Genomic DNA, 16,336 nt, shown 5'->3' with positions numbered 1-16,336 from the left:
AGCAAGCATGTTGCATGGGACCAGACTAAGCGCTAAGCGCTAACGCTGGTCGACCAAGGAGACAAATCGATGAGTTGCAAGCCGCTGTTCCGTTCGCTTTCCGTGGCTGCCGTGCTGAGCCTCGGCGTCAGCCAGGCCGCCCACGCGGCCACCGAAATCCAGTTCTGGCACGCCATGGAAGCCGCGCTGGGCGAACGCCTGAACGACATCGCCAACGCGTTCAACGCATCGCAAAGCGACTACAAGATCGTGCCGGTATTCAAGGGCACCTACGACCAGACGCTCGCCGCCGGCATCGCCGGCTATCGCAGCGGCAATGCGCCGGCCATTCTGCAGGTCTACGAAGTCGGCACCGCGACCATGATGCAGGCGAAGAAAGCCGTGATCCCGGTCTCGGACGTGTTCAGGCAAGCCGGCGTGCCGCTCGATGAAAAAGCCTTCGTGCCGACCATCGCGAGTTATTACAGCGACGCCAAAACCGGTCACTTGATCTCGATGCCCTTCAACAGTTCGACGCCGGTGCTGTACTACAACAAGGACGCCTTCAAGAAAGCCGGGCTCGATCCGAATCAGCCGCCGAAAACCTGGGCCGAGTTGCAGGTGGACGCGCAGAAGTTGAAGGCCTCTGGCATGGCGTGCGGATACTCGTCGGGCTGGCAAAGCTGGATTCAGCTTGAAAACTACAGCGCCTGGCACGGCGCGCCGTTCGCGTCGAAGAACAACGGTTTCGATGGCGCCGACGCGCAGCTCGAATTCAACAAGCCGGTGCAGGTCGCGCACATCCAGTTCCTGCAGAACATGCAGAAGGACGGCTCGTTCACCTACGTCGGCCGCAAGGACGAACCGATCTCGAAGTTCTATAGCGGCGACTGCGGGATCATCACGAACTCGTCCGGTTCGCTCGCCACCATCAAGAAGTACGCGAAGTTCAGCTTCGGCACCGGCATGATGCCGTACGACGCGAACGTGAAGGGCGCGCCGCAGAACGCGATCATCGGCGGGGCGAGCTTGTGGGTCCTGGCGGGCAAGGATCCGGCCGTGTACAAGGGCGTGGCCGCGTTCCTCGCGTATCTGTCGTCGGCGCCGGTCGCCGCGAAGTGGCACCAGGACACGGGCTATCTGCCGGTCACCACCGCCGCGTATCAATTGACGCAGCAGCAAGGCTTCTACGAGAAGAATCCGGGCAGCGACACCGCGATCAAACAGATGCTCAACAAGCCGCCGCTGCCGTACACGAAGGGCTTGCGTCTGGGCAACATGCCGCAGATCCGCACCGTCATCGACGAAGAACTCGAACAGGTGTGGGCACAGAAAAAGACGCCGCAAGAAGCGCTCGACTCCGCCGTCACGCGCGGCAACGAACTGCTGCGCCGCTTCGAAAAAGCCGGCAGCTAAGCGCTGCGCCAGCCGGCAGGGTTTCGGCGTGCTTCGCGCCGGAACCCTGCCGGCAGCAAGTCGAACCCAGGACACCTTCGATGGAAAAGCGCTCCAGCTTCGGCACCAGCCTGCTGCCCTATCTGCTCGTCGCGCCGCAACTCGCGATCACGCTGCTGTTCTTTCTGTGGCCGGCCGGCGAGGCGCTGTGGCAATCCACGCAAAGCCAGGACGCGTTCGGCACGTCGAGCGAATTCGTCGGGCTCGCCAACTTCAAGCAGCTCTTCGCCGACCCGCTCTATCTGTCGTCGTTCAACACGACGCTGATTTTCTGCACGCTCGTCACGCTGTCCGGGCTTTTGATCTCGCTGTTGCTGGCCGTTTGCGCCGACCGCGTGACGCGCGCCGCCAAGACCTATCAGACGCTGTTGATCTGGCCGTATGCGGTCGCGCCCGCGATCGCCGCCGTACTTTGGTCGTTCCTGTTCAACCCGAGCATCGGCCTCGTCACCTATGCGCTGGCGAAGTACGGCATCGTCTGGAATCACGCGTTGAATGCGAGCCAGGCGATGTTTCTGGTGGTGCTCGCGTCGGTCTGGAAGCAGATCAGCTATAACTTTCTATTCTTCTATGCCGGCCTGCAGGCGATTCCGCGCTCGCTGATCGAAGCCGCCGCGATCGACGGCGCAGGACCCGTGCGGCGTTTCTTCGGCATCGCGCTGCCCTTGCTTTCGCCGACCAGTTTCTTCCTGCTGGTGATCAACATCACCTACGCGTTCTTCGACACCTTCCCCGTGATCGACGCGGCCACCGGCGGCGGCCCCGCGCAATCGACCCGCACGCTGATCTACAAGATTTTCGCCGAAGGCTTCCAGGGACTCGACATCGGCAGTTCAGGCGCGCAGTCGGTGATCCTGATGGTGATCGTCGTCGCGCTGACCGTCGTGCAGTTCCGTTTCATCGAACGCAGGGTTCAATACTCATGATCGAGAACCGCCGCGGTTTCGACCTCTTCTGTCATGCGGTGCTGATGCTCGGCGTCGTGCTGGTGGTGTTTCCCGTGTATGTCGCGTTCTGCGCCGCGACGATGAGCGAGCGCGAGATTTTCAGCGTGCCGCTCTCGCTCGTGCCGAGTTCGCATCTGCTCGAAAACGTCGCGACCGTCTGGGCCCGCGGCAGCGGCAATGCGGCGGCGCCGTTCGGCCGCATGCTGTTCAACAGCCTCGTGATGGCGCTGGTGATTTCGATCGGCAAGATCGCTGTCTCGATGATCTCGGCTTACGCGATCGTGTTCTTCCGCTTCCCGTTTCGCAATCTCGCGTTCTGGCTGATCTTCATCACGCTGATGCTGCCCGTCGAAGTGCGGATCTTCCCGACCGTGCAGGTCGTGTCGTCGATGCAGTTGAGCAACACGTACAGCGGCTTGACCTTGCCGCTGATCGCGTCGGCCACCGCCACCTTTCTGTTTCGCCAGTTCTTCATGACGCTGCCCGACGAGTTGATGGAAGCGGCGCGCATCGACGGCGCCGGGCCCATGCGCTTCTTCTGGGACGTGGTGTTGCCGCTATCGAAAACGAACATGGCGGCGCTCTTCGTCATCACCTTCATCTACGGCTGGAATCAGTACCTGTGGCCGATCCTGATCACGAGCCAGCAGTCGCTCACGACGGCGGTGGTCGGCATCAAAAGCATGATCGCGTCCGGCGACACCGCGACCGAATGGCATCTCGTGATGGCCGCGACGCTGCTCGCAATGCTGCCGCCGCTCGCCGTCGTGCTGACGATGCAGCGCTGGTTCGTGCGCGGCCTGGTGGACTCGGAAAAGTGAGCCGCGGTAAGCCGCGCCTCGCATGAACGAACGTCGGTCGCGCAATGACAAACGCGAAAAACACCGCGCACGCCGCGGCAAGCAACGAAAGGCTAAAACAGCATGGCTGCACTGACTCTGCAAGGCGTTAAAAAAACCTACGACGGCAAACAGTTCGTGTTGCACGGCATCGACGTGGACGTCGCGGACGGCGAGTTCGTCGTGATGGTCGGCCCGTCCGGCTGCGGCAAGTCGACGTTGCTGCGGATGGTGGCGGGACTCGAACGCATTTCCGAGGGCGAGATTTCGATCGCCGGTAAAGTGGTCAACCGACTGGAGCCGAAGGATCGCAACATCGCGATGGTGTTCCAGAACTACGCGCTGTATCCGCATATGAGCGTCGCCGAGAACATGGGCTATGCGCTGAAGATCGCGGGCGTCGAGCGGGCGCAGATCACGCAGCGCGTGCAGGCCGCCGCGCAGATTCTGGAACTCGAAGCGCTGCTGCAACGCAAGCCGCGTGAGCTTTCCGGCGGACAACGGCAGCGCGTCGCGATGGGCCGCGCGATCGTGCGCGAGCCGGCGGTGTTTCTCTTCGACGAACCGCTGTCCAATCTCGACGCCCGCCTGCGCGTGCAGATGCGCCTCGAAATCCAGCGTCTGCATGCGCGGCTCGCCACGACCAGCCTTTACGTCACGCACGATCAGATCGAAGCGATGACCTTGGCCCAACGTGTGATCGTGATGAACAAGGGCCACGCCGAGCAGATCGGCGCGCCGACCGAAGTCTACGAACGGCCGGCGACGGTGTTCGTCGCGGGCTTCATCGGCTCGCCGGGCATGAATCTGCTGGAAGGCCGCGTGTCCGACGACGGCTCGGCGTTCGAAGTCGCCGGCAACGGTCCGAAGCTGCCGCTGACGGGCACGGCTGCAATCGGCGGCGAACTCGCCAACGGACGCGAATGGACGCTCGGCATTCGTCCCGAGCACATGACGCCGGGTCACGCGGATGCGCCGCATGCCACGCTCACCGTCGATTCCTGCGAGTTGCTCGGCGCGGATAACCTCGCGCACGGGCGCTGGGGCAAACACGACGTAACGGTGCGCTTGCCGCATGCGCATCGGCCCACGGCAGGCGAGGCGCTGCAAGTGGCGCTGCCCGCGCGGCATCTGCATTTCTTCGATCCGTCGACGGGACGGCGGGTGAACTGAGCGAGCGCCAGAAGCACACGCAAAGAAGAACAAATGCAAAGAGACCATGAAAAGCATCACCACTGCTAGCCGTTTCCGTCCTTACACCGCCATCGCGGTGGCCCTGCTGTTCAGCGCCTCGTCGGCGTTTGCCTACGTCGCTCCCGGCACCTCACCCGACGAATCCAACCTCAGCAATCACGACAGCTATACCAACCGCGACGGCAACACGGTTCACGCGCCGGCCCGCTCCCTGTCCAGCAAGGTGCCGCAAGGCGCCACCGCGCGCTGCCGCGACGGCACGTACAGCTTTAGCCGTCATCGCAGCGGCACGTGTTCACGGCACGGCGGCGTAGCGGACTGGCTTTGAGTTCCGCGCTTCGACCTTGCCGAAGGCGCGTGAACCGCGCTCAGCGCCAACCTCACGGCAATCGACCCTGCCGCCCCGCCCTCACCGCGAAGTACAATGCCACCTGAACCACCCGCCCGCGCGCGGGGCGTCGCGAAGTTCGACGCCGCACGCCATGCCGCGCCGGCCGGCGTCGGGCACACTGCCCGGCCTTAACACCGATTACCCATCCACCCACGGCAGCCCGCCCTCGATGCGGCCGGCGTCGTCAACGTCTATTGCAAGCAAATGGCCCAATACGTCTTCACCATGAACCGGGTCGGCAAAATCGTGCCGCCCAAGCGTCAAATCCTGAAAGACATCTCGCTGTCGTTTTTCCCCGGCGCGAAAATCGGCTTGCTCGGTCTGAACGGCTCGGGCAAGTCGACGCTGATCCGCATCATGGCCGGTGTGGACAAGGACATCGAAGGCGAAGCCACGCCGATGCCGAACCTCAACATCGGCTATCTGCCGCAGGAGCCGCAGCTCGATCCGAACAAGACGGTGCGTGAAGCGGTCGAGGAAGGTCTCGGCGACGTGTTCAACGCGCAGAAGAAGCTCGACGAAATCTACGCGGCCTACGCCGAACCGGACGCCGACTTCGACGCGCTCGCCGCCGAACAGGCCAAGTACGAAGCGATTCTCGCGACCACCGACGGCGGCAGCGCGGACCAGCAGATCGAAATCGCCGCCGACGCGCTGCGCCTGCCGCCGTGGGACGCGAAGATCGAGCATCTGTCCGGCGGCGAAAAACGCCGCGTCGCGCTGTGCAAGCTGCTGCTCGAAAAGCCGGACATGCTGCTGCTCGACGAGCCGACCAACCACCTGGACGCGGAATCGGTCGATTGGCTCGAACAGTTCCTCACGCGCTTTCCGGGCACGGTCGTCGCCGTGACGCACGATCGCTACTTCCTCGACAACGCCGCCGAGTGGATTCTCGAACTCGACCGCGGCCACGGCATTCCGTGGAAGGGCAACTACAGCAGTTGGCTCGATCAGAAAGAAGAGCGCCTGAAGCAGGAAGAGTCGTCGGAATCGGCGCGTCAGAAGGCGATCAAGAAGGAACTGGAATGGGTGCGCCAGAACCCCAAGGGCCGTCAGGCGAAGTCGAAGGCGCGTATCGCCCGCTTCGAGGAACTGAACAGCCAGGACTACCAGAAGCGCAATGAAACGCAGGAAATCTTCATTCCGGTCGGCGACCGCCTCGGCAATGAAGTGATCGAGTTCAAGAACGTCAGCAAATCGTATGGCGATCGTCTGCTGCTCGATGACGTCAGCTTCAAGATTCCGGCCGGCGCGATCGTCGGCATCATCGGGCCGAACGGCGCCGGCAAGTCGACGCTGTTCCGCATGCTCACCGGCCGCGAACAGCCGGATTCGGGCGAGATCGTGCAAGGCCCGACGGTCAAGCTCGCCTACGTGGACCAAAGCCGCGACGCGCTCGACGGCTCGAAGACCGTGTTCGAGGAAATCTCCGGCGGCGCGGACGTGCTGACGGTCGGCAAGTACGAAACGCCGTCGCGCGCGTACATTGGCCGCTTCAACTTCAAGGGCGGCGACCAGCAGAAGATCGTCGGCAATCTGTCGGGCGGCGAGCGCGGCCGGCTGCATCTGGCGAAAACGCTGATCGCGGGCGGCAACGTGCTGCTGCTGGACGAACCGTCGAACGACCTCGACGTGGAAACGCTGCGCGCGCTCGAAGATGCGTTGCTGGAATTCGCCGGCTCGGTGCTGGTGATCTCGCACGATCGCTGGTTCCTCGACCGCATCGCCACGCACATCCTCGCGTTCGAAGGCGATTCGCAAGTCACCTTCTTCGACGGCAATTACCAGGAATACGAAGCGGACAAGCGCGCGCGCCTTGGTGAAGAAGCTGCACGTCCGAAGCGTCTGCGTTACAAGCCGATCGCACGCTAAGTCCTGACGCCGCGGCCCGCTCGCCGGTTGGCGGGTGGGCCGTTTTTTCGAGCGCGGCCGGCGTGTGGCCCGCTGTTGCGCTCACCGCTGCACGCCGGCATTCGTCGGCGTTTTTTGTCAGGCGGCGGGGCACGCGCGTTGCTCGCCACGGCGTGATCTCAGGTTCAGGCGGAATGCCGCCGTTGCGTCAGTTGGAGCATGCGCGAACCGTTACGATCACAGCCGCACCGCACGACGCAGTGACGAGGAGGCAAGCATGGCGATGTCCAAGGGCAAGCGCTGGCTCGTTTCGATGGGCGGTGTGCTGCTGGTGCTGATCGTCGCCGTGGTCGGCGCGCTGCAATTCGCGCAGCGCGAAGTCAAGGAACGTGTGATCGCGGCGCTCGGTCCGCTTGGCAGCGCGGAAAGCATCCGCGTCGGTCTGACCTCCGTTCATCTCAGTCACGTTCTGCTCAAGGCGCCGCCCGGTTGGCCCGCCGGCGATCCGCTCCGAGCCGACGAAATCATCCTCACGCCCGATATCCGCGACCTGATCGCGCGGCGCATGCATATCCGCAGCGTGGTGGTGCGCGGCTTCGACATGGCGGTGTTGCGCAGCAAGGACGGCACGATCCGCTTGCTGCCGAATCTGCGCCAGTCGCTCAACGCCGACGGCAAGGACGACGCCGGCCGCAGCGCCGCGCCGGCATCGCGTGAAAAACTGGTCGATCACATTCGCTTCGAGCAGGGCAACTTCCATTTCCACGACATGACGGTCGGCCCGCCCGCTTTCAAAGTGACGGTCAGCAACGCCAATGCCACCGTCGATCACCTGCATCTGCCGGCGCTCAGCGAACCGACCAGCGTCGACGTCACCGGGTCGATCAAAGGCCCGGCGCATACCGGCACGGTGTCGTTCGGCGGCTGGATCAAGGTCGCGAACAAGGACTCGCAAACCGTCAGCAAACTGCATGGCGTCGATGTGGTGATGCTCGATCCGTACCTGCTGAAAAAGGCCGGCGCGAAGGCGCAAGTGACGGGCGGCACGATCGATCTCACCGTCGAGTCGACGGTGCGCAATGACCAGTTGCACGCGCCCGGCACGATGACGGTCCACGGTCTGCAACTCGCCGAGAGCGGCAATCCGCTCGACACCTTCATGTCGATTCCCACGAAAGCGGCGGTCGCGGCGCTCAAGGCGCGCAACGACGACATCACGCTGCATTTCGTGCTGGATGGAAATCTGCGCGACCCGAAGTTCTCGGTGCAGGAAAGTCTGATGACGCGCATTGCCGCCGGGTTTGCCAAAGCGTTGGGCGTAAGCGTCGAGGGCGTCGCGAAAGGCGCGGGGGAAACGGTGAAAGGGTTGGGTAACGCGTTGAAGAATCTGCTGGGGCAGTAGTGGAAGCCGGCGCAAAGCTTATAGAGGCGAGAGCGCAAACGCGTTGCGTCGCAGCTTCGCCTGAACAACACCGCTGCTTAAACCGGCAGCCCCAACTCGCGCAGCTTCGCTTCGGTTTGCGCAGCGCTGATGTGATGCACGCCATGCCAACCGAGCGCGATTGCCGCTTCCGCATTCTTCTGGTTGTCGTCGATGAAGACGAGTTCGCCGGGCTCGATGCCCGGCAATTGCAGTTCGATCCGCTCACGCATTGCCGCGAAGATCGCCGGATCGGGCTTCACGAGCCCCACCCGCCCCGACACGATGATGTCGCGAAACCGCCGCAGCGCAGGGTAATGCTCCCACGCATACGGAAACGTCTCCGCCGACCAGTTCGTCAGCCCGAACAGCGGCACGTCGGCGGCTTCGAGTTTTTCCATGATCGCGACGCCCTCTTCCAGCACGCCGGCGACCATTTCGTGCCAGCGCTCGTAGAACGCGCGGATCAGCGGTTCGTGATCGGGAAACCTGGCGATCAATTCGTTCGTGGCCTCGACGATCGGCTGGCCGCCATCCTGACGGATCACCCAGTCCATCGAACAAACGTGGGTGAGAAACCAGCGGCGCTCGGCTTCGTCAGGAATCAGCTGACGATAAAGATACTCGGGGCTCCAGTCGATCAGCACGCCGCCGAAATCGAACACGACTGCCTTGATTGCCATGCACTCTCCGTAAGCCACGCAATTGCGGCGATCAGATGGGTTGCGTGCGCAGTTCCAGCCATGCGCGGACGTCGCCCGACACGTGCGGCCACAAACGCCTGCGCACCATCTCGTGGTACGCGTTGAGCCATGCGCGTTCGTCCTCGCGCAGCAGCGCCAGATCGAGGCAACGCGTGTCGATCGGGCACAGCGTGAGCGTCTCGAACTTGAGGAAGTCGCCGAACTCCGTGTGTTCCGCGGGCACGTTCAGCACGAGGTTTTCGATCCGTACGCCCCACTTGCCCGGACGGTAGATGCCCGGCTCGACCGACGTGATCATGCCCTCTTCCATCGCGGTCCACGGTTCGGCCGGCGCATAGTGCGAAATCACCTGCGGGCCTTCATGCACGTTGAGGAAGTAACCCACGCCGTGACCGGTGCCGTGACCGTAGTCGGCGCCGGCTTCCCAGATCGGCGCGCGGGCGATCGCGTCGAGCATCGGCGAGCGGATGCCGCGCGGGAATTTCGCGCGCGACAAAGCCATCGTGCCTTTCAGCACGATCGTGAAATCGCGCCGCTGTGCCGCGCTGAGGGTGCCGATCGGCACGACTCGCGTGATGTCGGTGGTGCCGCTCAAATACTGCGCGCCGGAATCGATCAACAACAGCCCGTTGCCCTCGATCACCGAATGCGATTCCTCGGTGGCGCGATAGTGCGGCATCGCGCCGTTCGCGTTGAAGCCCGCGATCGTCGCGAAGCTCAGCGACACGAAGCCGGGACGGCGCGCGCGAGCCGCCGTGAGGCGTTCGTCGATGGTCAGTTCCGTAATGGTTTCGCGGCCCAACGCGCCTTCGAACCATGTGAAAAACTCGGCGAGCGCCGCGCCGTCCTGCTCCATCGTCTCGCGCACGTGGGCGGCTTCGGCCTCGGTCTTGCGCGACTTGAAAAAGGTGGACGGGTTGACCGCCTCGACCACCGTTACCGTTGACGGCACCGACTGGAGCGAACCGTAGGTGATGCGGCGCGGATCGATCAGCAGCGTGCTGCCGGCGGGCAGCGCGGCCAGCGCGTTTGCCGCCTTGGCATACGGTTCGACGCTGATACCGTCGCGCGCCAGCGCGTCGGCCAACGCCTGCGGCACCTTGCCGTCGGCGACGAAGAGCGACGCGTGGTCGACGCCGATCAGCGCATGCGCCACGAACACCGGGTTGTAGCTCACGTCGGCGCCGCGCAGGTTGAGCAGCCACGCGAGGTCGTCGAGCGTGGAGACGAAATGCCATTGCGCGCCCTTTTCCGCCATCGCGCGGCGAATCTGCGCGAGCTTTTCCGAACGCGCGACGCTCGCATGCGGCGCGGCGTGCTCGAACACGGCGTCGGCCGGCAGCGACGGACGCTGCGGCCAGATTGCGTCGAACAGGTCGACGTCGGTACGCAGCTTCACGCCGTGCGCGGTGAGCGCCTGGGTCAAGGCGCGCGCCGCCGCCACGCCGAGCACCGCGCCGTCCACGCCGACCGTGGCGCCCGCCGCCACGTTCTGCGCGAGCCATTCGAAATGCGGGGCGGTCTGCTGGCCGCCGGTCATCTTCATCAACTGGACGCCGGTGCCGGCCAGTTGCGCATTGGCCTGCTCCCAATAGCGGCTGTCGGTCCAGACGCCCGCGAAATCGGCGGTCACGATCAGCGTACCGGCCGAGCCGGTGAAACCCGACAGCCACTCCCGGCCCTGCCAACGGCCCGGTAAGTATTCAGACAAATGCGGATCAGCGGACGGCACCAGGTAGGCGGCAACGCCTTCGCGCGCCATGACGTTGCGAAGTGTGGCAAGCCGTTCGGGGATGGGGGAGGTTTCGGGGAGTCGGGCATTCATCAGAGTCACCTGCAAATATTCATCGACGGGACAGCAAGCCGACCGTCACGGCAACGGCGATCAACGCGATGCCGGTACACACCGGCCACTCGAGCAGATCGCCGTCATGGAAGAGACCAGTCACGTTGCCGGCCATGCGCGCGATAGCGGCGCCGAGCAGTCCGGTCAGGAGCGCCACCCACCATCGGGTTCGGCTCGAACGGCGCAGCGGATGCAGCCACCAGCCCGCAAGGCCGATCGCCGACCCCAGAACCACAATTCCGGGCCAACCCATTAGCGGCGGGTCTCGCGCAGTTTCAGATTTATCTCATGGGCGCAGGGGGACTGGACAGCTAGCATTCTTGTCTCATTAACTCTAGAGGTTCAGCACGGCGCTTTCCGCATAGCGGTTGAGTTTAGGGGTCGGGGTGATGTTAGGCAAGCTGTAAGCCTTACGAGAAAACCTGGTTCCTGCTGATTGCCACGCTGACAGCACGCCATGCGAATCGCCCTCATCGAGCCGGACCTGCGCCACGCCAAACTGGTCGGCCAGTTGATTTTCGCCGGCGGCCATGTGTGCCAGCACTTCACCGCGAGCACACCGTTTCTGAGCCGCGCGGCGGACGAATTCTTCGACCTTCTCATCACCGAAAGCTGGGCCGGCGACCATTCCGCCGAAGACGTGATCGCCCGCGCCCGCGCCATCCTGCCCAGCTTGCCGGTGATCGTGCTGATGTCGGCGCCGCGCGAAAGCCAGATCGTAGCCGCGCTGCACGCGGGCGCCGACGACTGCGTCAGCAAACCGGTCAGCGGCCCGGAGCTGCTCGCGCGGGTCGACGCCCTGCTGCGGCGCGCCGGCCTGCGGCGCCCGCCCAACCGGCGGCGCGACGTCATCGGCGGCTACGCGTTCGACGCGGCGCAACTGGGCGTCACGTTCCGCGATCAGACGGTCACGCTGACGCCGAAGGAATTCCGCTTCGCGCGCCTGCTCTTCAACAATCTGTCGCGGCCTGTATCGCGCGCGCATATCCTCGAAACCGTCTGGGCGTGCCGGCGCGACGTAAGGTCGCGTACCGTCGACACGCATGCGTCGCGCGTGCGGACCAAATTGCAGTTACGCCCCGAGCACGGCTATTGCCTGACGCCGCTATATGGCTACGGCTATCAACTCGACGCGCTCCCGCCGGAGGCCGCCGCAGAAGCTGCATGACGCGGGCTCAATGTAAGAATGGTGAAAACGCTATAATATTCAGCTAAACCATAGCCCCCCATATGCAGCTTCTAACGATCGGAATCAATCACCACACCGCGCCTGTCGCCTTGCGCGAACGCGTGGCGTTTCCGCTCGAACAGATCAAGCCCGCACTCGACACCTTCAAAAGCATCTGGCTCGGCCGCATGGCCCGCACGGCACCGGAAGCGGCGATTCTGTCCACCTGTAATCGCACCGAGCTCTATTGCGCAACCGACGACCACGCCGCGCGCGAAGCCGCGATCCAGTGGTTCTCGAAATACCACAATCTGCCTATCGACGAACTTGCGCCGCACGTCTATGCGTTGCCGCAGTCGGAAGCGGTGCGGCATGCCTTTCGGGTCGCATCGGGGCTCGATTCGATGGTGTTGGGCGAGACGCAAATCGTCGGGCAAATGAAGGACGCGGTACGCACTGCTTCCGAGGCCGGCGCGCTCGGCACTTACCTGAACCAGTTGTTCCAGCGCACGTTCGCCGTCGCGAAAGAAGTGCGCAGCACCACCGAAATCGGTGCCCAGTCGGTTTCCATGGCGGCTGCCGCCGTGCGGCTCGCGCAGCGAATCTTCGACAAGGTGTCGAATCAGCGCGTGCTGTTCATCGGCGCAGGCGAAATGATCGAGTTGTGCGCCACGCACTTCGCCGCGCAGCAGCCACGCGAACTGGTGGTCGCAAACCGCACCGCCGAGCGCGGCTCGCGGCTCGCGGAGCGCTTCAACGGCCGGGCGATTCCCCTGTCCGAACTGCCCACGCGGATGCATGAGTTCGACATCATCGTGTCGTGCACCGCTTCCACCTTGCCGATCATCGGCTTGGGCGCGGTCGAGCGGGCCGTGAAAGCGCGCCGTCACCGGCCGATCTTCATGGTCGATCTGGCCGTTCCGCGCGATATCGAACCCGAAGTCGGCCAGCTCGAGGACGTCTTTCTGTATACCGTCGACGACCTCGGCGCGATCGTCCGCGAAGGCAATGCGTCGCGCCAGGCTGCCGTCGCGCAGGCCGAGGCGATCATCGAAACGCGCGTGCAGAATTTCATGCAATGGCTCGACGCGCGCAGCATCGTGCCGGTGATTCGCCACATGCATACGCAGGCCGACGTGCTGCGCCGCGCGGAAGTCGAACGCGCGCAGAAGATGCTCGCGCGCGGCGACGATCCGGCCGCCGTGCTCGAGGCGCTGTCACAGGCGCTCACCAACAAGCTGATCCACGGGCCCACGCACGCGCTCAATCGCGCGAGCAGCGACAACCGTGACACGCTCATTGAACTGATGAGCGGCTTCTACAAACACTCGGGTTCTTCCGAGCGTTAGCGGCGCAATCATCGCCGCGCTGTCCGCGCCACTTGCAAGTGGCCCGTGACGTGCTTCTACCCGGGCATCCGCCCACTCCCTAGTTGCCGTCCTTGCCGGAGCCCGCTCCGATACCCGTCCGATGAAAACGAGCATGCAACGCAAGCTCGACCAGCTCACTACCCGGCTGGCCGAACTGAACGATCTGTTGAGCCGCGAGGACATCACCTCGAATCTCGACCAATATCGCAAGCTCACGCGCGAACACGCCGAGCTCGGGCCGGTGGTCGAGCAATACGCGCTGTGGCGCCAGGCCATGCACGACGCCGAGACCGCCCAGGAACTGCTGGCGGACGCGTCGATGCGCGATTTCGCCGAAGAAGAAATTCGCGCGGCCCGCGAACGCATGGACACGCTCGGCGGCGAACTGCAAAAAATGCTGCTGCCGAAAGATCCCAATGACGACCGCAACATCTTCCTGGAAATCCGTGCGGGCACGGGCGGAGACGAGTCCGCGCTGTTCGCGGGCGACTTGCTGCGCATGTACCTTCGCTTTGCCGAACGTAATCGCTGGCAGGTCGAGATGATGTCGGCGAGCGAATCGGATCTCGGCGGCTATAAGGAGGTGATCGTGCGGATCGCCGGCGAAGCGGCGTATTCGAAGCTCAAATTCGAGTCGGGCGGCCACCGCGTGCAGCGCGTGCCGGCGACCGAAACGCAAGGCCGCATCCACACGTCGGCCTGCACCGTCGCGGTGATGCCGGAAGCGGACGAAATCGGCGAAGTCGAGATCAATCCGGCCGATCTGCGCATCGACACGTTCCGTGCATCCGGCGCCGGCGGGCAGCACATCAACAAAACCGATTCGGCGGTGCGCGTCACGCACTTGCCGACGGGGATCGTCGTCGAATGCCAGGACGACCGCTCTCAGCACAAGAACAAGGACCGCGCGCTGAAGGTGCTCGCCGCGCGCATCAAGGACAAGCAATCGCACGAGCAGCAGGCGAAGGAAGCGGCCACGCGCAAGAGCCTGATCGGCTCGGGCGACCGCTCGGAACGCATCCGCACGTACAACTTTCCGCAGGGGCGTTTAACGGATCACCGGATCAATCTGACGCTGTATCGCCTGGAGGCGATCATGGACGGCGACCTCGGTGAACTGATCGCGGCTCTCGTCAGCGAGCATCAGGCTGAACTGCTGGCCTCGCTCGGCGACGCGGATTGAAGCGCGAATGAGTCAGCAGACGAAAGCAGACGAGCCGCGGATGAGCCCGGCTACACCCGCCGCGCTGTTGCGCGCCTCGCCGCTGCCGCCGCTGGAAGCGCGGGTTCTGCTCACGCACGTGCTCGGCTGGCGGCATACGCAATTGATTACGCGCGGCGATGAACCGCTCGCCGGCGCGTTGGTCGAGCGTTACCGGGCGCTGGAAGCGCGTCGCGTAGCCGGCGAGCCGGTCGCGCAACTGATCGGCGCACGCGAATTCTTCGGGCTCGAGTTCGAAGTGACGCCCGACGTGCTGATCCCGCGTCCTGAAACCGAACTGCTTGTAGAAACCGCGCTGAGCGCGATGGACAAGCTCCCGCGGCCGCGCGTGCTCGACCTCGGCACCGGCACGGGCGCTATCGCGGTGGCGATTGCGTCGATGCGACCTGACGCGCGCGTTTGGGCGCTCGACCGTTCTTCGGAAGCGCTGGCGGTGGCAACCCGCAATGCCGCCCGCCTGCTCGGTGCCAACCGTCCCGGCGGCGCCGTGGTATTGCAGCAAAGCGACTGGTACGACTCGCTCGACGCCGCGCTGCGCTTCGAGGTGATCGTGAGCAATCCGCCGTATATCGCGAGCGGCGATCCGCATCTGTCGGAAGGTGATTTGCGCTTCGAGCCGCGCGGCGCGCTCACCGACGAAGCCGACGGCCTCAGCGCAATCCGCGCGATTATCGGTGGCGCCCCCACACGTTTGAGCGCCAACGGCGTATTGTGGATCGAACACGGCTACGATCAGGCCGAAGCCGTTCGCGCGCTCCTGTCAGCGCGCGATTTCGAGGAAGTGCGCTCGGAGCGGGATCTTGCCGGTATCGAGCGAATCAGCGGCGGACGGTGGCCCGGCTGACGCTTCGCGGATAGCCTTATCCGGTGCATGGATAAAGCGGCCCGCCGCTGGTCTTACCGAAATCCGCTATCATTTCAGCCTATTCCCCACACATCACGGAACCGCAAGGTCAGTCATGGATACGCAACAACGCATCAAGCAAATCGTCGACGAGAACAACGTCGTGCTCTTCATGAAGGGCAACGCTCAGTTCCCGATGTGCGGCTTTTCGGGCCGCGCCGTCCAGATCCTGAAGGCGTGCGGCGTCGGCGAGTTCAAGACCGTCAATGTGCTCGAAGACGACGAAGTCCGCCAGGGCATCAAGCAGTTCTCGAACTGGCCGACCATTCCGCAGCTCTACGTGAAGGGCGAATTCATCGGCGGCTCGGACATCATGATGGAAATGTACGAATCGGGCGAACTGCAGCAATTGTTTGCCGCGGCCTGAGCCTTTGCCCCACAAGGCGCCGCGAGCCATGGAAACACCCACTGCGGCGCCACGCCGGCTGATCGTCGCGATCACCGGTGCGACCGGCGCCATCTACGGCATCCGCTTGCTCGAGACGTTGCGCAAGCTGGGCGGCGTCGAGAGCCACCTGCTGATTTCCAGCGCTGGCTGGCTCAATATCCAGCACGAACTCCAGTTGTCCAGAGATGACGTGCATCCGCTCGCGGATGTCGTCCATTCGGTGCGCGACGTGGGCGCGAGCATCGCATCCGGCTCGTTCGCGACAGAAGGCATGGTGGTCGCCCCCTGCTCGATGAAAACGCTCGCGAGCATCGCGCACGGTTTTTCCGACAATCTGATCACGCGCGCCGCCGATGTCACGCTGAAGGAGCGCCGCCGGCTCGTTCTCCTCGTGCGGGAAACGCCGTTCAATCTCGCGCATCTGCGCAATATGACGGCCGTCACCGAAATGGGCGGCGTGATCTTTCCACCCTTGCCCGCCTTTTACAACCAACCCAAGTCGATCGACGAGATGGTCGATCACACCGTGTCGCGCGTGCTGGATCTGTTCGCGCTCGGACCAGCCTTGTCGCCGGCGTGGCAAGGATTGCACGGCGCGGATTAGTAACGATTGCGACGCAATCAATTCCGCTTTCCGCCGTTTATCAAAGATCAGTGC

General features: G+C 63.9%; 16 protein-coding genes. 13 read left to right on the top strand and 3 right to left on the bottom strand.

Going from position 1 to position 16,336, the window contains the following annotated elements; translation table 11 throughout:
* Window positions 1-69: 69 nt before the first annotated feature.
* The 7 genes from ugpB to ACTJLC_RS17175 all read left to right on the top strand — a co-directional run bounded on the left by ugpB (window position 70) and on the right by ACTJLC_RS17175 (window position 8,058).
* Complete coding sequence (gene ugpB, locus ACTJLC_RS17205) at window positions 70-1,395, top strand: sn-glycerol-3-phosphate ABC transporter substrate-binding protein UgpB (protein WP_114163187.1); 1,326 nt, start codon at window positions 70-72, stop codon at window positions 1,393-1,395.
* An 80-nt stretch (window positions 1,396-1,475) separates the two neighbouring features.
* Window positions 1,476-2,360: a sn-glycerol-3-phosphate ABC transporter permease UgpA gene (gene ugpA, locus ACTJLC_RS17200; RefSeq protein ID WP_114163188.1), complete on the top strand. Its 885-nt coding sequence runs from the start codon at window positions 1,476-1,478 to the stop codon at window positions 2,358-2,360.
* Window positions 2,357-3,202, top strand: a complete 846-nt coding sequence (ugpE, locus tag ACTJLC_RS17195; protein WP_440844684.1) for a sn-glycerol-3-phosphate ABC transporter permease UgpE — start codon at window positions 2,357-2,359, stop codon at window positions 3,200-3,202. Before ugpA ends, ugpE begins: the two co-directional genes overlap by 4 nt.
* Before the next feature lie 102 nt (window positions 3,203-3,304).
* Window positions 3,305-4,393, top strand: a complete 1,089-nt coding sequence (locus ACTJLC_RS17190; RefSeq protein WP_440844682.1) for a sn-glycerol-3-phosphate import ATP-binding protein UgpC — start codon at window positions 3,305-3,307, stop codon at window positions 4,391-4,393.
* 46 nt (window positions 4,394-4,439) lie between these two features.
* Window positions 4,440-4,742: a DUF3761 domain-containing protein gene (locus ACTJLC_RS17185; RefSeq protein ID WP_440844680.1), complete on the top strand. Its 303-nt coding sequence runs from the start codon at window positions 4,440-4,442 to the stop codon at window positions 4,740-4,742.
* 267 nt (window positions 4,743-5,009) lie between these two features.
* Window positions 5,010-6,677 (top strand): energy-dependent translational throttle protein EttA, encoded by a 1,668-nt coding sequence (ettA, locus tag ACTJLC_RS17180; RefSeq protein WP_073430998.1) that lies wholly within the window; start codon window positions 5,010-5,012, stop codon window positions 6,675-6,677.
* A gap of 256 nt (window positions 6,678-6,933) precedes the next feature.
* Window positions 6,934-8,058, top strand: coding sequence for a DUF748 domain-containing protein (locus ACTJLC_RS17175; protein WP_310133378.1), 1,125 nt, complete (start codon window positions 6,934-6,936; stop codon window positions 8,056-8,058).
* 77 nt (window positions 8,059-8,135) lie between these two features.
* Here ACTJLC_RS17175 and ACTJLC_RS17170 read toward each other — a convergent pair whose 3' ends face one another.
* The 3 genes from ACTJLC_RS17170 to ACTJLC_RS17160 are packed head-to-tail and all read right to left on the bottom strand — an operon-like array spanning window position 8,136 to window position 10,879.
* Window positions 8,136-8,759 (bottom strand): HAD family hydrolase, encoded by a 624-nt coding sequence (locus ACTJLC_RS17170; RefSeq protein WP_440844677.1) that lies wholly within the window; start codon window positions 8,757-8,759, stop codon window positions 8,136-8,138.
* 31 nt (window positions 8,760-8,790) lie between these two features.
* Complete coding sequence (locus tag ACTJLC_RS17165) at window positions 8,791-10,605, bottom strand: aminopeptidase P family protein (protein ID WP_440844675.1); 1,815 nt, start codon at window positions 10,603-10,605, stop codon at window positions 8,791-8,793.
* Between the two features lie 19 nt (window positions 10,606-10,624).
* On the bottom strand, window positions 10,625-10,879 hold the full coding sequence (locus ACTJLC_RS17160) for a hypothetical protein (protein ID WP_073430994.1): 255 nt from the start codon (window positions 10,877-10,879) through the stop codon (window positions 10,625-10,627).
* Between the two features lie 204 nt (window positions 10,880-11,083).
* Here ACTJLC_RS17160 and ACTJLC_RS17155 point away from each other — a divergent pair, with 204 nt between their 5' ends.
* The 6 genes from ACTJLC_RS17155 (at window position 11,084) to ACTJLC_RS17130 (ending at window position 16,282) form a co-directional block, all read left to right on the top strand.
* A complete protein-coding gene (locus tag ACTJLC_RS17155; protein ID WP_440844673.1) occupies window positions 11,084-11,794 on the top strand; it encodes a response regulator transcription factor in 711 nt (236 codons plus the stop codon).
* Between the two features lie 62 nt (window positions 11,795-11,856).
* Window positions 11,857-13,143 (top strand): glutamyl-tRNA reductase, encoded by a 1,287-nt coding sequence (gene hemA / locus ACTJLC_RS17150; RefSeq protein ID WP_440844671.1) that lies wholly within the window; start codon window positions 11,857-11,859, stop codon window positions 13,141-13,143.
* 121 nt (window positions 13,144-13,264) lie between these two features.
* Window positions 13,265-14,347, top strand: a complete 1,083-nt coding sequence (prfA, locus tag ACTJLC_RS17145; protein WP_073430991.1) for a peptide chain release factor 1 — start codon at window positions 13,265-13,267, stop codon at window positions 14,345-14,347.
* A 7-nt stretch (window positions 14,348-14,354) separates the two neighbouring features.
* Window positions 14,355-15,230 carry a peptide chain release factor N(5)-glutamine methyltransferase gene (prmC, locus tag ACTJLC_RS17140; RefSeq protein ID WP_440844669.1) on the top strand — a complete coding sequence of 292 codons (876 nt, stop codon included), beginning with the start codon at window positions 14,355-14,357 and terminating at the stop codon, window positions 15,228-15,230.
* Window positions 15,231-15,345: 115 nt separating this feature from the next.
* A complete protein-coding gene (gene grxD, locus ACTJLC_RS17135; RefSeq protein ID WP_073430989.1) occupies window positions 15,346-15,657 on the top strand; it encodes a Grx4 family monothiol glutaredoxin in 312 nt (103 codons plus the stop codon).
* A gap of 28 nt (window positions 15,658-15,685) precedes the next feature.
* Window positions 15,686-16,282, top strand: a complete 597-nt coding sequence (locus ACTJLC_RS17130) for a UbiX family flavin prenyltransferase (protein ID WP_440844666.1) — start codon at window positions 15,686-15,688, stop codon at window positions 16,280-16,282.
* Window positions 16,283-16,336: the final 54 nt, after the last annotated feature.

It is taken from the genome of Paraburkholderia sp. 22099 (assembly GCF_052045835.1).
GTDB lineage: Bacteria > Pseudomonadota > Gammaproteobacteria > Burkholderiales > Burkholderiaceae > Paraburkholderia > Paraburkholderia terricola.
Note: the sequence above shows the minus strand (reverse complement) of the source record. Positions and strands in the feature narration are given on the sequence as shown.

What these genes read in the sequence shown, in the direction of transcription:
- ugpB (WP_114163187.1), top strand. Translation starts at nt 70, where the DNA reads ATGAGTTGCAAGCCGCTGTTCCGTTCGCTTTCCGTGGCTGCCGTGCTG.
- ugpA (WP_114163188.1), top strand. Translation starts at nt 1,476, where the DNA reads ATGGAAAAGCGCTCCAGCTTCGGCACCAGCCTGCTGCCCTATCTGCTC.
- ugpE (WP_440844684.1), top strand. Translation starts at nt 2,357, where the DNA reads ATGATCGAGAACCGCCGCGGTTTCGACCTCTTCTGTCATGCGGTGCTG.
- ACTJLC_RS17190 (WP_440844682.1), top strand. Translation starts at nt 3,305, where the DNA reads ATGGCTGCACTGACTCTGCAAGGCGTTAAAAAAACCTACGACGGCAAA.
- ACTJLC_RS17185 (WP_440844680.1), top strand. Translation starts at nt 4,440, where the DNA reads ATGAAAAGCATCACCACTGCTAGCCGTTTCCGTCCTTACACCGCCATC.
- ettA (WP_073430998.1), top strand. Translation starts at nt 5,010, where the DNA reads ATGGCCCAATACGTCTTCACCATGAACCGGGTCGGCAAAATCGTGCCG.
- ACTJLC_RS17175 (WP_310133378.1), top strand. Translation starts at nt 6,934, where the DNA reads ATGGCGATGTCCAAGGGCAAGCGCTGGCTCGTTTCGATGGGCGGTGTG.
- ACTJLC_RS17170 (WP_440844677.1), bottom strand. Translation starts at nt 8,759, where the DNA reads ATGGCAATCAAGGCAGTCGTGTTCGATTTCGGCGGCGTGCTGATCGAC.
- ACTJLC_RS17165 (WP_440844675.1), bottom strand. Translation starts at nt 10,605, where the DNA reads ATGAATGCCCGACTCCCCGAAACCTCCCCCATCCCCGAACGGCTTGCC.
- ACTJLC_RS17160 (WP_073430994.1), bottom strand. Translation starts at nt 10,879, where the DNA reads ATGGGTTGGCCCGGAATTGTGGTTCTGGGGTCGGCGATCGGCCTTGCG.
- ACTJLC_RS17155 (WP_440844673.1), top strand. Translation starts at nt 11,084, where the DNA reads ATGCGAATCGCCCTCATCGAGCCGGACCTGCGCCACGCCAAACTGGTC.
- hemA (WP_440844671.1), top strand. Translation starts at nt 11,857, where the DNA reads ATGCAGCTTCTAACGATCGGAATCAATCACCACACCGCGCCTGTCGCC.
- prfA (WP_073430991.1), top strand. Translation starts at nt 13,265, where the DNA reads ATGAAAACGAGCATGCAACGCAAGCTCGACCAGCTCACTACCCGGCTG.
- prmC (WP_440844669.1), top strand. Translation starts at nt 14,355, where the DNA reads ATGAGTCAGCAGACGAAAGCAGACGAGCCGCGGATGAGCCCGGCTACA.
- grxD (WP_073430989.1), top strand. Translation starts at nt 15,346, where the DNA reads ATGGATACGCAACAACGCATCAAGCAAATCGTCGACGAGAACAACGTC.
- ACTJLC_RS17130 (WP_440844666.1), top strand. Translation starts at nt 15,686, where the DNA reads ATGGAAACACCCACTGCGGCGCCACGCCGGCTGATCGTCGCGATCACC.